14 protein-coding genes and 1 riboswitch are annotated in these 14572 nt (G+C 74.9%); of the genes, 7 read left to right on the forward strand and 7 right to left on the reverse strand.

Going from position 1 to position 14572, the window contains the following annotated elements:
* Positions 1–10: 10 nt before the first annotated feature.
* From V6U79_RS09765 to V6U79_RS09780, 4 genes are all read right to left on the reverse strand, one after another.
* Entirely contained in the window at positions 11–706 is a 696-nt protein-coding gene (locus tag V6U79_RS09765; protein WP_334614351.1) for a carboxypeptidase-like regulatory domain-containing protein, read from the reverse strand.
* Positions 703–1311 (reverse strand): glycine zipper family protein, encoded by a 609-nt coding sequence (locus tag V6U79_RS09770; protein ID WP_334614352.1) that lies wholly within the window; start codon positions 1309–1311, stop codon positions 703–705. Before V6U79_RS09770 ends, V6U79_RS09765 begins: the two co-directional genes overlap by 4 nt.
* An 11-nt stretch (positions 1312–1322) precedes the next feature.
* Positions 1323–1667 carry a hypothetical protein gene (locus V6U79_RS09775; RefSeq protein ID WP_334614353.1) on the reverse strand — a complete coding sequence of 115 codons (345 nt, stop codon included), beginning with the start codon at positions 1665–1667 and terminating at the stop codon, positions 1323–1325.
* A gap of 74 nt (positions 1668–1741) precedes the next feature.
* The gene (locus tag V6U79_RS09780) at positions 1742–2551 is read right to left on the reverse strand and encodes an LppM family (lipo)protein (RefSeq protein WP_334614355.1); all 810 of its coding nucleotides are present in this window, start codon (positions 2549–2551) and stop codon (positions 1742–1744) included.
* 139 nt (positions 2552–2690) lie between these two features.
* On the opposite strand from V6U79_RS09780, the gene V6U79_RS09785 reads away from it, so the two are divergent.
* Positions 2691–2891, forward strand: a complete 201-nt coding sequence (locus tag V6U79_RS09785; RefSeq protein ID WP_334614356.1) for a hypothetical protein — start codon at positions 2691–2693, stop codon at positions 2889–2891.
* Positions 2892–3588: 697 nt separating this feature from the next.
* On the opposite strand, the gene V6U79_RS09790 is transcribed toward V6U79_RS09785, so the two are convergent.
* Positions 3589–4782 (reverse strand): FAD-dependent monooxygenase, encoded by a 1194-nt coding sequence (locus V6U79_RS09790; RefSeq protein WP_334614357.1) that lies wholly within the window; start codon positions 4780–4782, stop codon positions 3589–3591.
* Between the two features lie 35 nt (positions 4783–4817).
* Here V6U79_RS09790 and V6U79_RS09795 point away from each other — a divergent pair, with 35 nt between their 5' ends.
* On the forward strand, positions 4818–5447 hold the full coding sequence (locus tag V6U79_RS09795) for a TetR/AcrR family transcriptional regulator (protein WP_334614358.1): 630 nt from the start codon (positions 4818–4820) through the stop codon (positions 5445–5447).
* Positions 5448–5461: 14 nt separating this feature from the next.
* On the opposite strand, the gene V6U79_RS09800 is transcribed toward V6U79_RS09795, so the two are convergent.
* Entirely contained in the window at positions 5462–6400 is a 939-nt protein-coding gene (locus tag V6U79_RS09800) for an AraC family transcriptional regulator (protein ID WP_334614359.1), read from the reverse strand.
* A 249-nt stretch (positions 6401–6649) separates the two neighbouring features.
* On the opposite strand from V6U79_RS09800, the gene V6U79_RS09805 reads away from it, so the two are divergent.
* The 3 genes from V6U79_RS09805 (at position 6650) to V6U79_RS09815 (ending at position 9266) form a co-directional block, all read left to right on the forward strand.
* Positions 6650–7864 (forward strand): MFS transporter, encoded by a 1215-nt coding sequence (locus V6U79_RS09805; protein ID WP_334522212.1) that lies wholly within the window; start codon positions 6650–6652, stop codon positions 7862–7864.
* A gap of 80 nt (positions 7865–7944) precedes the next feature.
* Positions 7945–8841 carry an aldo/keto reductase gene (locus V6U79_RS09810; protein ID WP_334614361.1) on the forward strand — a complete coding sequence of 299 codons (897 nt, stop codon included), beginning with the start codon at positions 7945–7947 and terminating at the stop codon, positions 8839–8841.
* 89 nt (positions 8842–8930) lie between these two features.
* Positions 8931–9266 carry a hypothetical protein gene (locus V6U79_RS09815; protein ID WP_334522206.1) on the forward strand — a complete coding sequence of 112 codons (336 nt, stop codon included), beginning with the start codon at positions 8931–8933 and terminating at the stop codon, positions 9264–9266.
* A gap of 34 nt (positions 9267–9300) precedes the next feature.
* Here V6U79_RS09815 and V6U79_RS09820 read toward each other — a convergent pair whose 3' ends face one another.
* Positions 9301–10005, reverse strand: a complete 705-nt coding sequence (locus tag V6U79_RS09820; RefSeq protein WP_334614362.1) for an MBL fold metallo-hydrolase — start codon at positions 10003–10005, stop codon at positions 9301–9303.
* A 330-nt stretch (positions 10006–10335) separates the two neighbouring features.
* Positions 10336–10465: riboswitch (cobalamin riboswitch) on the forward strand.
* Positions 10466–10511: 46 nt separating this feature from the next.
* Here V6U79_RS09820 and V6U79_RS09825 point away from each other — a divergent pair.
* Both V6U79_RS09825 and cobN read left to right on the forward strand, forming a co-directional pair.
* Positions 10512–10736, forward strand: a complete 225-nt coding sequence (locus tag V6U79_RS09825) for a hypothetical protein (protein ID WP_334614363.1) — start codon at positions 10512–10514, stop codon at positions 10734–10736.
* A 140-nt stretch (positions 10737–10876) separates the two neighbouring features.
* Positions 10877–14545 (forward strand): cobaltochelatase subunit CobN, encoded by a 3669-nt coding sequence (gene cobN, locus V6U79_RS09830; protein WP_334614364.1) that lies wholly within the window; start codon positions 10877–10879, stop codon positions 14543–14545.
* The last annotated feature ends 27 nt before the right edge of the window (positions 14546–14572 follow it).

Here is a 14572-nt window from a genome sequence, read left to right on the forward strand (position 1 = left end):
CCGGTCCGGGTCAGCGGGCCGGGGCTTCGCAGACGATGACGATGTCGGCGTCGGCGGGATCGACGTCGGCGGTGAGCGTGCGTCCCCGGCCGACCAGGCGCAGCCGGACCGGCCGGCCGGGCTGCTCCGGGTCGTGCGGGACGCCGGTGAGCCGGAACCGGCCGGCCGGGTCGGTGTGCGTCGCGTACGGCGTGCCGACCAGCTCGACCCGCATCGCCGCGAGGGGCTGCTCCTCCGGGCCGACCACCCGGCCGTCCAGGGTGAGCATCGCCAGTTGGCGCAGCCGCAGCGGGCGCAGCACCGGCGGCGCCGCCGGCACCGGGCGGGCCACCTGCGCCGGCACGTCGATCAGCAGCGCCGGGCGGGGCGCCACGCCGAACGCCCGCCACAGCCCCGGGTCGCCGGCCTCCAGCACCACCTCCGGCTCGCCCTCCGCGGCGGCCGTGGCGAGCACCCGGTCCAGCCGGGGCAGCCCGGCCGGACCGGCGGCGCAGAGCAGGTAGCGGACCGTGAACCGGTACGGCTCGCGGGCGCCGGTGCCCCGGGTCTGCCGGGCCGGACGCAGCTCCAGCGGCCACAGGGTCAGCCCGGTCGACCCCGGGTCGACGGGCGGGCCGACCGGGACGTCCCCGCCCGCCGCCGCGGCCAGCCACGCCGTCAGCTCGGCGGTGGCCGCCTCGATCGGTCCTCGCCCGTCGCCGGTCATCGCGGCGGCGTCCCCTGGATCCGGTACGCGATGGCCTCGTTCCAGACGTGCGGGTAGACGCCGATCTCGAAGTACCGGGTGAAGCGGTTGATCGGCGCGTTGGTGTGGTCGTGCCAGAGCAGCCAGACCGGGGCGATGGTGAAGAGCACGTAGTTCAGCGCCACCAGCGGGAGGTAGAGCGGGCCGAGGAGCCGGGCCTGGAAGATGTGCACGTCCTCGTGTCGCTGGATGCCGCTGTTGGAGCCGGCGCAGACCGTGCCGATGGTGGTGGCGTACCGGGGGGAGACGCCCTCGACCACGTTGACCCGGCAGCTCTGCTGTGAGGTGGGCCGGTCGAGGTGGTGCCCGAAGATCAGGTGCACGGTGAGGTAGATCGCGCCGGCGACCGTGTTCAGCAGGCTCCACGTGTGGTCGACGACGAAGAGCAGGATGCCGCGGGCGTCCGGGCCGTACACCCGGGCCGAGGCGATCGCCCAGCCGAAGGGCCCACCGACGAGCAGCCCGACGACGGCACCGACGAGCAGGCCGATGGTGCCGCCCGAGAAGCCGCCGAGCAGGGCGCCGAAGGCGATGTGGACGACCGTGCTGATGATGGCGAGGACCATGGGGTCACCTCTCAGACCCAGGAGCGGATGTAGCGGGGCTCGCGCTGCTGCGCGAGCTGGGTCGGCGACGCCTGGGTCGCCTGCCGGTTGCCGGGCGGCAGCTGGTTGATGCCGAACGCGGCGGAGAAGATGACCAGCCCGTTGAAGAAGGCGATGACCCACTTCTCGGCGCCGGCGTCGGTGGCGAACGCCGCGGTGAGGTAGGACAGCACGAGGGCGATGCCCAGGGCGATCCACTTGCGGGCCTTGTCGCCGCCGGGGCCGATCAGCCCCCCGATGACGTTGGCGGTGAGCAGCGTGGCGGCGCTGGCCCCGGTCAGGCTGCCGAGGGCGGCCCAGGTGAAGAGATCGTTCACGGCGATCCCCCTTCGGGTGGTGGTCGGCGGGGATGTGGTGGTGGTGAGGTGGTGACGTGGCCCGACCCGGCGGGTCAGACCGGCTCCGCACGGTCCGTCGGCGGCGCCGGGGGGCCCGCCGGGGCCGCGGCGGTGGCCCGTCCCCGACGGCGTAGCAACAGGACCAGGAGTACGACGCCGGCGAGCAGCAGCACGCCCACGACGGCGCCGACCACCAGCCAGGGGAATGAGCCCTCCTCGTCCGGCGCCGCCGCGGTCGCGGAGGGCGAGGGCCGCACCGGCGCCTCGGCGACCGCCCGCAGCTCGGCGGGCTTGGTGCGGTTGGCGGCTACCTGCCAGCTGACCGAACGACCGTTGACCGTGCCGTTGCTGTCGATCACCCGGCCGGGAAAGGTCACGGAAATCTCGAACGACATCAACCGCATGAACTCTTCCCGGTTCCGCGGATTCTGCTCGGCCACTTTTCCGCCGTATTTCGACGGGTCGAGCGGCAGACTGAACCGGTGGAGATCGCCGTCCCGGACCAGATTGAGACTTTCACTGGTGAAATCCTTCAGCGGGGTACGCCGATAACTGATCTGGGCGCCGTAGAAGCGGTCGTCCTGATAGACGGTCTCCTCGCCCGGCGGCAGGGTGGGGATGTTCTGCCGGAGCTCGGCGAAGGCCACCGCCACGTTCTGGTTGCGGGAGGTGAGCAGGGATTTCGGGGCGGTGAGCAGCAGTTGACCGTCGACGGTGTCGTCGGCGTTGACGGTCAGACCGAAGTTGAGCTGCATGCAGCCGGTGAGCATGGCCACCAGGGAGAGACACACCGCGACGCGGAATGCCCTGCCGCGGTTGAGTCTCGTATTCATGCGCACAGTGTGTGTGATCGCCTTCACCATCCGCAGTCAGCGATCAGTCACAACGCTGTCACCGATCTTACCGGCCGTCGTTCCGTTCGGCTGACGCCGGAAAAAGGGGCGGTCGATATTCTGGAAGGTTGGCCGACAGCACGTCGCCGGCGCCGAGGAGGCGGCCCGGGTGGCGACGCGCTTCGCCGGTCGGGGTGCGGTCGGCATCGGTCTCTTCGGCATCACCCTGGCCGACGAGTACGCGCTGGCGTCCCGGCTCGGCGTCGATCCGGCGGCGGCGTACTGGCGGGAGCGCTCTGCGATGCGGCGACCCCGGCGGTGGTTGGCCGACGTGGGCGCCCGGGCGTACGGCACGGCGGGGCGGCCCTGATCGACCGGGCGAGGTCGCCGAGGTCGACACCCGGAGCCCGCCGCGCCTCGGTCGACCGCGGCCGTGGCCCGGTCTGATCAGGCTGCCCGGCGCTACCCGCGTTCGGGACCGGCGCGGTCGGCGGAGCCCGGTGACTGCCCCGGGTAGCGCACCTGCTGGTGCAGTCCTTTAGAGCTGATAGCACAAACGAATCACGGCTTCGTTCCCGCCACGGTCCGCTGTCGGGCCGGCTGATGGTGGCGGCGGTGGCGGCGGTGGCGACTCGTTTTCGTCATCAGCTCCAAAGGGTGGGGAGAGACAGCCGAGGCCGCGCAGCCGCCAGCCCGGCCAGAAGCCGGCCCATGTGCAGCCGCCGTCCGCGCAGAGGCCGGGACCACCGAATGGACCAACGGGTTCACGGCAAACGTGTACGTCCGCTCGCCGTACGACAGTGGGCTCCATGTCGGTGACGGCGAGCACGAGGAGCGCGACCCAGTCGGCGTGCTCCTGGAACGAGACCTTGACCCTTTCGCCTTCCCCGTGGACCTCTCGCAGTACTCCCACCGGGATCTGCTCCGTGCACGGCAATTGGAGTGCGGTGTCGATGTGGACGGTGTCGACCAACCCGAGCGTCGAGAAAAGCTGCTCGACGCCATCGACGCGGCTCTTGCGTCCCTTACCAGGTGATCCGCCGCCGCCTGCGAGCCGGCACCCGACCTCAGTGGCGGGGTGGGTGCCAGTCGGCGTACCGGGCGGCCTGGCGCAGCGCGGCGCGGCTCGGGGTGAGCCGGACCAGGGTGTCGCGGAGCGCGACGGCGACCGGGTTGCGCAGCCGCTGGCCGTACCGGCCGACGCGGTCGGACGCCCGGGCCACCTGCTGGCTGCGGGGCCGGCGCTCCCGGTCGTACCGGGCGAGCGCGGCGTCGAGGTGGGCCGGCCCGCCGGCGCAGGCCACGCCGAGCGTCACCGCGTCCTCGATGGCCTGGCCAGCCCCCTGGCCGAGGTACGGGGTCATCGCGTGCGCCGCGTCGCCGAGCAGCGCCACCCGCCCCTTCACGTACGACGGCAGCGGTGTGCCCAGGTGGTGGAGGTCATGGCGCAGCAGCTCCTCGGGTCGGGTGGCGGCGAGCAGCGCCGGGATCGGGTCGTGCCAGTCGCCGAAGCGCGCCCGGACGGCGGCCAGCTCGTCGCGGGCGTGCCAGCCGGGCGGCGCGGCCACCGCGGCGTACCAGTAGAGCCGGTCCTCGTCGAGCGGGACGACGCCGAACTCGGCGCCGGGTCCCCAGCTCACCGCGGCCGGCAGCGGGCCCGGCCAGTGGATGGCCGCCCGCCAGGCGGTCGCCCCGGCGTAGACCGGCGGCGGCACCTCGGGCCAGAGCCGGGAGCGCAGCACCGAGCGCAGGCCGTCGGCGCCGACCACCAGGTCGGCGGTGAGCTCGTTCGGCTCGCCGCGCCACCGGTGGTGGACCCGGGCGCCGTCCGGGCCGGACGTCACGTCGACCACCCGGGCGTCGGTGCGCAGCGCGCCCGGCGGCAGGGCGTTGCGGAGGATGCCGTGCAGGGTGGCCCGGTGTACGCCGAAGGCGGCGGTGCCGAGCTGTCGGGTCAGCTCGGCGGCGTCGATCCGGGACAGCCAGCGTCCACCGCGGTCGCGGAGCCCGCCGGCGGTCCCGGCCCCGGAGCGGGACCGGACGGCGTCCCCGACGCCGAGCGCGTCGAGCCCGCGCAGCGCGTTGGCCATCAGGGTCAGGCCGGTGCCCAGCTCGCGCGGCTCGGCGGCCTGTTCCAGCACGGTGGTGCGCCAACCGGCCCGGTGCAGGGCCAGCGCCGCGGCGAGCCCACCGATCCCCCCGCCGACCACGACCGCGTGTCCGTCCATCCCGACCGCCCTTCTACAGCTGTAGAAGTTCATACTACATCCGTAGAAGGTGGACCGAGGGGGCGTGGATGAGTGGTCGGGCCGCCCGGGTGACCGCGCTGGCCGACGCGGCGATCGCACTGCTCGCCGAGGGCGGGATGCGGGCGCTGACCCACCGGGCCGTGGACGCCCGTGCCGGCGTGCCGCTCGGCACCACCTCGGCGTACCTGCGTACCCGGCAGGCGCTGATCGAGGCGGTGGTGCGGCGGCTGGTCGACCTGGACCAGGTCGACCTGACCGAGCGCGAGCTGCCCACCGGGGCGCCGCCGCCGGGGCCGCCGCCCCGGCTCACCGCGCCGGACCTCGACCGGCTCGCCGCCGGGACCGCCGAGGTGCTGGACCGCTGGCTCACCACCGGCCGGGACCGCAGCCTCGCCCGCTACGCCTGCCTGCTGGAGGCCGTGCACCGCCCCGAGCTGCGGCGGATCCTCGCCCACGGCACCGTGCTGCGGGAGCAGGCCCGCGCGCTGCTGGCCGGCGCCGGGGCCGCGGACCCGCGCCGGCAGGGCGACCAGTTCGTCGCGTTCGTCGACGGCCTGCTCTTCGACCGCCTGGTCGGCGCCGGGGCGTTGAGCGCCCCGACCCCGGGCACCCCGGAGAGCCGGGAGGACCTGCGGGCCGCCGTCCGCGCCCTGCTGCGCGCCTTCACCGGCAGCTGAGGGCCCAGGCGCGGTCAGCCGACGAGGACCCGGGCGCGGTGCTCGCGTGGACTGACCCCGCGGACCCGGCGGAAGGCGGTGCTCAGCGCGAACGGGCTGCCGTAGCCGACCCGGCGGGCCACCGCGCCGAGCGTGACGTCCGGTTCGCGCAGCAGGTCCGCCGCGATGCTCAGCCGCCAGCCGGTGAGGAAGGCCATCGGTGGTTCGCCGACCAGTTCGGTGAAGCGCCGGGCCAGCGCCGCCCGGGACACCCCCACCTCGGCGGCGAGGGAGGCCACCGTCCACGACCGGGCCGGATCGCCCTGGAGCAGCCGCAGGGCCGGGCCGACCACCGGGTCGCCGGCCGCGGCGTACCAGGAGGGGGCGGCGCCCGGCCGGTCGAACCAGCTGCGCAGGACGGCGATCAGCAGCAGGTCGAGCAGCCGGTCGAGGACGGCCGCCTGGCCGGGACGGTCCCGCGCCATCTCGTCGGCGAGCAGCCCGACCAGGGGGCTGTGCCACTCGTCGGCGCGGACCGCCAGCAGCGGCGGCAACGCGCCGAGCAGTCGCCGGTCGACCTCGCCGGGCAGTTGGTAGGTGCCGGTCAGCAGCACCGTGCCGCCCGGGCTTCCGGTGCCCCAGGTGCGCACGCCCAGGCTGGGGTCGAGGGCCAGCGGCTCACCGCGCAGGGTGGTGCAACGCTGGCCGGGATGGATCACCGCCTGCGGCGGGGTGTTCGGGTCGTCGGCGACGGTGTACGCGTCCGGACCGCGCAGCACCGCCACGTCACCGGGATGCAACAGTTCGGCCGTACCATCGTCGGGCGCCACCCAGGCGCTGCCCTGGAACACGGCGACCACGGTGAGCGGGGCGCGGTCGCAGATGCGCAGCGCGAACGGCGGCTCGAGCAGGGACCGCAGCAGGAAGGCGCCGCGGGCCCGGGGGCCGTCGAGCAGGCCGGTCAAAAGATCCACAACGGCTGATCGTAGACGCCGGCGCATGTCGCCGGGATCGACGACCATTCAGCGTCTCGCGTCCGATCGGTGGACCGGCCCCATGACGGAGAGCGCACCCCCTCGTCCACGGCGGCGCCGGCCGGGTCGGCCGACGGCGCGGGCTGCCGGCGCCGGGCGGCCGGGGTAAGGATGGAACGGGCTTGTGGTCGTGACCGACCTGTGTGATCGTCCCCGGGTACGCCGTACCCCGGGAAGGACCGTGCCACTGTGAGCCCCGCCGTCATCGACCAGAGCGCCGCCGCCGTACCCCGGGCGGTGCTCGCCGCCCGCACCGGCGTCGCGGTGGTCTTCGCCCTCAACGGCCTCGCCGTGGCCTCCTGGTTCGGCCGGGTCCCCGCGGTCCGCGAAGCGCTCGGGCTCAGCGCCGGCCGGCTCGGCCTGCTGCTGCTCGCCATGTCCGCCGGCGCGGTGCTCGCGCTCACCACCGCCGGGCTCGCCACCCAGCGCCTCGGCGCGGCCCGCACGGTGGTGCTGGCCACGGTGCTGGTCGCGGGCGGGCTGGCCGGGGCGGGGGTGGCCGCCGGACTGGCCGGCTCGCTGGTCGGCGTGGCGGTGGGCCTGTTCGCCCTCGGCTACGGCTCCGGCACCTGTGACGTGGCGATGAACGTCGAGGGCGCCGCCGTGGAGAAGCGGTTGGGGCGTACCGTCATGCCCCGGTTCCACGCGGCCTGGAGTCTCGGCTCGGTCGGCGGCGCGGCGCTCGGCGCCGGCGCCGCCCGGCTCGGCCTGTCGGTCAACGCGCACCTGGTGGTGGTGGCCGTGGTGGTGCTCGGCGGCACCCTGCTCGGCGTCCGGGCCTTCCTGCCCGCCTCGCACGCCGGCGACACCCCGGCCGCCCGGCGCGGCGGCCTGCTCGCCGCCTGGCGCGAGCCGCGCACCCTGCTCATCGGCCTGCTGGTGCTGATCATGGCGTTCGCCGAGGGCAGCGCCAACGACTGGCTCGCGGTCGCCTTCGTCGACGGGTACGGCGTCAGCGAGGCCGCCGGCGCGGCGGTCTTCGGCGTCTTCGTCACCGGCATGACCATCGGGCGCACCGCCGGCACCGTCGCCATCGACCGGTGGGGACGCGTGCCCGTCCTGCTCGTCACGATCGTGCTCGCCGTGGTCGGCGCGACCGTGGCGGTGCTCTCCGGTTCCGGGCCGGTCGCCATCGCCGGGGTGATGCTCTGGGGCTTCGGCACCTCGCTGGGCTTCCCGGTCGGGATGAGCGCCGCCGCCGACGAGGAGGACCGGGCCCCGGCCCGGGTCAGCGTGGTGGCGGCGATCGCCTACACGTCGTTCCTGGCCGGGCCGCCGCTGCTCGGCCTGCTCGGTGACCGGGTGGGGACCCTGCAGGCGCTGCTGGTGGTGCCCGTGCTGCTGCTGGCGACCCTGGCGCTGGTGCCGGCCACCCGTCCACTGGCGGGCCCCTCCAGCACATAGAAATTAACAGCGACGGGCCGGCGGCGGTATCGGGCGCGCGACCGACTGCGCCGGCCCACCGCCGTGGCTAGGGTCGCCGGATGCCTCCTCACGAGATCACCGCGGCCACCGCCGGCAGCTGGACCCTCGGCGACCGGACCGTGCGCCGGATGGGCTTCGGCACCATGCGGATCACCGCCGACCCCGACGCCGACCGCGCGATCCGCGTCCTGCGCCGAGCCGTGGAGCTGGGGGTGGACCACCTCGACACCGCCGCCTTCTACGTCTCACCGGACGGCACGCTGAACGTGGGCAGCGGCCCGGCCCGGTACGCGCCGGAGCTGATCCGCGCCGCGCTCGCGCCGTATCCCGACGACCTGTTCATCGCCACCAAGGTCGGTTTCGCGTACGACCCGGCCACCGGCCTGCGCGAGGAGACCTCCCCGGCGGGGCTGCGCGCCCAGGTGGAGGAGAACCTGCGCCGGCTCGGCCGGGACCACCTCGACCTGGTGAACCTGCGGATCGTCAAGCGGCCCGGCCGGGACTCGGTGGCGGAGAGCTTCGCCGCCCTCGCCGCGCTGCGCGACGCCGGGTTGATCCGGCACCTCGGCCTCTCCAACGTCCGCCTCGACCACCTCGACGAGGCGCAGGCGATCGCCCCGGTCGTCTGCGTGCAGAACAGCTACGCCCTGGACAACCGGGGTGACCAGGACGCCCTGCTGCGCGAGTGCGGGGCGCGGGGCATCGCGTACGTGCCCTTCTTCGCCCTCGCCGGCGCGCGGCGGGAGGCGGGCGCGGCGGCGGAACACCCGGCGGCCGTGCACGCCGTCGCCCGCGCGCACGGCGCCACCCCGCACCAGGTACGCCTCGCCTGGACGCTGCACCAGGGGCCGCACGTGCTGGCCATCCCCGGCACCGGCGACCCGGAGCACGTGGCCCAGAACGTGGCGGCCGGCGCGCTGCGGCTCACCGCCGGGGAGCTGGCCGCGCTCGGCTGACCCGGTCAGGTGGCGCTCACCCGCCTCGCAGTCCGTTGCCAGGAACGGGTGGTGCACTGGAGGGCACGCGGAGGAGAGGGAGTGCGCAGATGGCCTGGTTCAGCCGGCGGTCCCGGACCGCCGACCCGACCCCGACCAAGCTCGACCGGGAGGCGACCCGCGACGACCTGGCCGCGTTGGAACACTTCGTGACCAGCCGGCAGGGCGTCGAGTTCTATCTCGAGCCTGAGACCACCGCCACCGACACCACCGTGGTGGCGATCGCCCACGACGGGGAGTGGATCCGCCGCCGGACCGGCTCGCCGCAGGTGGCCGGGAAGCTGGCGCGCCGGCACGCGGTGCCGCTCTACGAGGCCATGAAGACCGGCTACCCGCAGCGGATGCGGGAGTGGAACCGGGCCCACCCGGAACGCCGGCTGCGCTGACCGGGACGCGGCCGGCGGCGCGGCCCCCGGCCCCTCAGGCCGCGACTGCGGCGCGGGCCTCGTCGAGGGTCATCGGGTCGGTGTGGCTCGCGACGTACCAGTGGTGGTCGGGGCCGAGCAGCCGGCGGACCAGCGCCAGGTCGGGGGCGTCGCCGGGCCCGCGCAGGTGCGCCGGTGGCGGGTAGAAGCAGTCGCCGAGCAGCATCACCGCCGAGTCCGGCACCAGCACCACGGTGGAGTCGGGGGCGTGCCCGCCGCCCACGTGCCGCAGTCGGACACCGGTGGGCAGCGTCAGTTCGTCGGTGAAGGTCCGGGTCGGCGGCAGCACAGTGAAGTCGTCCCAGGAGTCCATCGCCAGGGCGCGGGCCCGGAAGCTGGGTCCGAGCCGCGGGTTCGCGCGGACCTGCTCGCGCAGGTAGCGGTGGCTCCACGGGCGGGCCGCCTCGTCCCGCAGCAGCCGCTCCCCGGCGACGTGCCCGACGATCTCCACTCCCGGCCAGGCACAGGCGCCCCAGACGTGGTCCCAGTGGTGGTGGGTGTAGACCAGCCAGCGCGGTTCGGGCAGCCCGGAGATCGTGAGGGCGGCCCGGATTTCCCGGGCGTGCCCCGGGCTGTGGCCCGCGTCGACCAGCACGCTGCCCCGCTCGTCGGTGATCAACGCCACGGCCGGCTGCACGTTGTCGGGCTCCGGGTCACCCGGGAAGATCCAGACCCGGCCGGCGAGCTGGTGGAAGGTCATCTCGGTGGTGCCCCCGATTCCTACCGATCGTCGGTCGACGTTGGCTCCTCGTCGGCCGATCGTAGGCGCTCGACCCGCCCAACGGCTGCCCCACCTGCGGCGTCGGCCCCTCTGCTCTGCCGCCCCGGAGGCAACGGTGGAGCGCTCCCAGTGTCGCCTTGGCGGCAGCAGGGCAATGGAGGGTGCGCATCGAGTACGGACATTGTCCGAACTGGTCGAACCGCCGTCACCGATCGGTGGTGCCCGATCGATGCCGACCCGGGGCGGGGCCCGGGCCGGCGTTGACCGCGCGCCGAGAGGTGTGGCAGCATTCGCGGCCTGACGGCAGTGAAGGAAGCCGGTGCGATTCCGGCGCGGTCCCGCCACTGTCACCGGGGAGCGATCCCCCCTCGTGAGTCACGGCCGTGTGTCTGCGGTTGGAAGGCCGGGGGTGAGCGTCGATCCGGGAGCCAGGATACTTCGGCCGTCGGAGCTACCCCAGGGCGTGGACACCCGAGGAGGACCCGATGACGCGCAGCGTCTCCACCGTCGACGAGATCCGTCGCATCCGCACCGAGCAGGGCAGCGCGCCCATGGTCGGTCACCCCGCCGCACCGACCACCGGTCGCACCGCCGTGCCGACCACCGGTCGCACCGCCGTGCCGGCGCCCGGTCGCGCCGTCGCGCCCGAGGTCGGCCGCCGCGCCGCCCCCTCCGGCCGCCGCGCCGCTCGCCTCGCCGTTCACCGCTGAGTCCCGCACCGCGCCGCCCGCGCCCGCCGGCCGCCCGCCGGTGACCCGGTCGGCGACTCGTCGTACCCGCTGAACCGCGCCCACCCCGCATCGCCCGGCCGCCCTCGCGGCGACCCGGGTGTCACTCTCCGGAGCCTTTAGTGCGCATCCTGTTGCTGTCCACCGCCGACACCGACCTGCTCGCCGCCCGCGCCAGCGCCGCCGACTACCGGCTGGCCAACCCCGCCCGGGTCGGCGTGGACGCCGTGCCGGCGCTGCTCGACGGCGTCGACCTCGCCGTCGTACGCCTGCTCGGAGGCCGCCAGGCGTGGCCCGACGGCCTCGCCGCGGTGCTCGCCTCCGGCGTGCCCACGGTCGTGCTGGGCGGCGAGGCGGTGCCCGACGCGGAGCTGATGGCGGCCTCCACGGTGGCCTCCGGGGTGGTCACCGAGGCGCTGCGCTACCTGGTCGAGGGTGGCCCGGAGAACCTCGCCGAGCTGGCCCGGTTCCTCTCCGACACGGTGCTGCTCACCGGCGAGGGCTTCGCGCCGCCCACACCCACCCCGGCGTACGGGATCCACGGCGACCACCCGACGGAGACCGGCCGCCCCACGGTCGGGATCGTCTTCTACCGGGCGCACGCGCTGGCCGGGAACACCGGCTTCGTCGACACCCTCGCCGAGGCGGTGACCGCCGCCGGCGGCGACCCGCTGCCCATCTTCTGCGGCTCGCTGCGCGGGCTCGCCCCCGGTGACGGGCCGCTCGCCCTCTTCGCCCGCTGCGACGCCCTGGTGGTGACCGTCCTCGCCGCCGGTGGCGCCGTCGCCGCCGACGCCTCCGGCGGGGGCGACGAGGACGCCTGGGACGTCGGCGCGCTGGCCGCCCTGGACGTGCCCGTCATCCAGGCGCTCTGCCTGACCAGCACCCGGGAGCAGTGGGCGGGCAGCGACGCCGGGCTCTCCCCGTTGGACGCCGCGATGCAGGTGGCCATCCCCGAGTTCGACGGCCGGATCGTCACCGTGCCGTTCTCGTTCAAGCGGATCGACGCCGACGGCCTCTCCGGCTACGTCGCCGACCCGGAGCGGGCCGCCCGGGTGGCCGGCATCGCCGTCCGGCAGGCCCGGCTGCGGCACGTGCCGAACGCCGAGAAGCGGCTCGCGGTGGTGCTCAGCTCCTACCCGACGAAGCACTCCCGGGTCGGCAACGCGGTCGGCCTGGACACCCCCGCCTCGGCGGTGCGCCTGCTCGCCGCCCTCGCCGACGCCGGATGGGACCTGGGCGACGGCCCGGTGCCCACCGACGGCGACGCGCTGATCCACGCCCTGATCGCCGCCGGCGGGCACGACGTCGAGTGGCTCACCCCCGAACAGCTCGCCGCCGCCGAGGCGCGCCTGCCCGGCCAGACCTACCGACGCTGGTTCGCCCGGGTGCCGACGCCGCTGCGGGAACGGATGCTGGCGCACTGGGGCGAGCCGCCCGGCCAGCTCTACACCGACGGCGGCGACGTCGTCCTCGCCGGGCTGCGCTTCGGCAACGTGGTGCTGCTGATCCAGCCGCCGCGCGGTTTCGGGGAGAACCCCATCGCGATCTACCACGACCCCGACCTGCCACCCAGCCACCACTACCTCGCCGCGTACCGGTGGCTCGCCGAGCCGGTGGCCGACGGCGGCTTCGGCGCGGACGCGGTGGTGCACCTGGGCAAGCACGGCACCCTGGAATGGCTGCCCGGCAAGGGGCTCGGGCTGGCCGCCGACTGCGCCCCCGACGCGGTCCTCGGTGATCTCCCGCTGGTCTACCCGTTCATCGTCAACGACCCCGGCGAGGGCACCCAGGCCAAGCGCCGCGCCCACGCCGTCGTCGTCGACCACCTGGTGCCGCCGATGGCCCGCGCCGAGACCTACGGCGACCTGGCCCGGCTGGAGCAGCTGCTCGACGAGTACGCCACCGTGCAGGCCCTCGACCCGGCCAAGGTGCCGACCGTGCAGACGCAGATCTGGGCGCTGGTCCGCGCCGCCGAGCTGCACCACGACCTGCACACCGAGGACATGCCCGCCGCCGACGACTTCGACGACTTCGTGCTCCACCTCGACGGCTACCTCTGCGAGGTCAAGGACGTGCAGATCCGCGACGGGCTGCACATCCTCGCCGAGGCGCCCAGCGGGCCGGCCCGGGTCAACCTGGTGCTCGCCGTGCTGCGCGCCCCGCAGGTCTGGGGCGGCGCCCGGGTCCTGCCCGGCCTGCGCCAGGCGATCGCCGCCGCGTACGGGCTGGACGAGCAGGCGCTCCTCGGCTCGCCGGGCGAGCGGATCGCGGTGCCGGCGGCGCTGACCGAGGCGGTGGACGGGCCGGCCGCCACCGCCGCCGACGCCATCGACCTGATCGAGGCGCTGGCCCGCCGGGCGGTGGTCGGCATGGAGACCCTCGGCTGGGACGCCGACAAGGCCGGAGCCGTGATCGAGGAGGTCGCCGGCCGGGACATCCCCGACGCGGCGGCGGTGCTGCGTTTCGCCGCCGAGGAGGTGGTGCCCCGGCTGGACCGGACCACCGACGAGATCGACCGGGTGGTGGGCGCGCTCGACGGACGGTTCGTGCCGCCCGGGCCGTCCGGCTCACCCACCCGGGGCCTGGTCAACGTGCTTCCCACCGGCCGCAACTTCTACTCCGTGGATCCGAAGGCCATCCCCAGCCGCAACGCCTGGGACGTCGGGGTGGCGCTGGCGGACTCGCTGCTGGCCCGCCACCTCGCCGACACCGGTGAGTACCCCCGCTCGGTCGGGTTGACGGTCTGGGGCACCAGCGCCATGCGGACCCAGGGCGACGACATCGCCGAGGTGCTGGCGCTGCTGGGCTGCCGCCCGGTCTGGGACGACCGGTCCCGCCGGGTCACCGGCGTCGAGGTGGTGCCGCCCGCCGAGCTGGGCCGCCCCCGGGTCGACGTCACGGTCCGCATCTCCGGCTTCTTCCGGGACGCCTTCCCGCACGTGGTCGCCCTCCTCGACGACGCGGTCCGGCAGGTCGCGGCGCTGGACGAGCCGGCCGAGCGGAACTTCGTCCGCGCCCACGTCACCGCCGACGTGGCGCGGCACGGCGACGAGCGCCGGGCCACCGCCCGCATCTTCGGCTCGAAACCGGGGGCGTACGGGGCGGGCCTGCTGCCTTTGATCGACGCCCGCAACTGGCGCACCGACGCCGACCTCGCCGAGGTGTACGCCGTCTGGGGCGGCTACGCCTACGGCCGGGGCCTGGACGGGCGGGAGGCGCGCGCCGACATGGAACGCTCCTTCGCCCGGATCGCCGTCGCGGTGAAGAACCAGGACACCCGCGAGCACGACATCGTCGACTCCGACGACTACTTCCAGTACCACGGCGGGATGGTGGCGATGGTCCGCCACCTCACCGGCGCCGCCCCGGCCGCGTACGTGGGGGACTCGGCCATGCCGCACGACGTGCGGACCCGGACGTTGGGCGAGGAGACCCGGCGGGTGTTCCGGGCCCGGGTGGTCAACCCGCGCTGGATCGCCGCGATGCGCCGGCACGGCTACAAGGGCGCGTTCGAGCTGGCCGCCACCGTGGACTACCTCTTCGGCTACGACGCCACCGCCGGCGTCGTCGACGACTGGATGTACGAGCACCTCGCCGCCGCGTACGTCTTCGAGCCGGAGACCCGGGCCTTTTTGGAGGAGTCCAACCCCTGGGCGCTGCGCGGCATCACCGAACGACTGCTCGAGGCCGCCGACCGGGGGCTGTGGGCCGAGCCGCAGCCGGCCACCCTCGACCGGCTCCGCGAGACGTACCTGACTACTGAGGGTGACCTGGAGGACCAGTCTTGAGCAGCTATCCGTTCAGCGCGGTGCTCG

The organism is Micromonospora psammae (assembly GCF_036902725.1).
In the GTDB taxonomy this organism is placed as follows: Bacteria; Actinomycetota; Actinomycetes; order Mycobacteriales; family Micromonosporaceae; genus Micromonospora.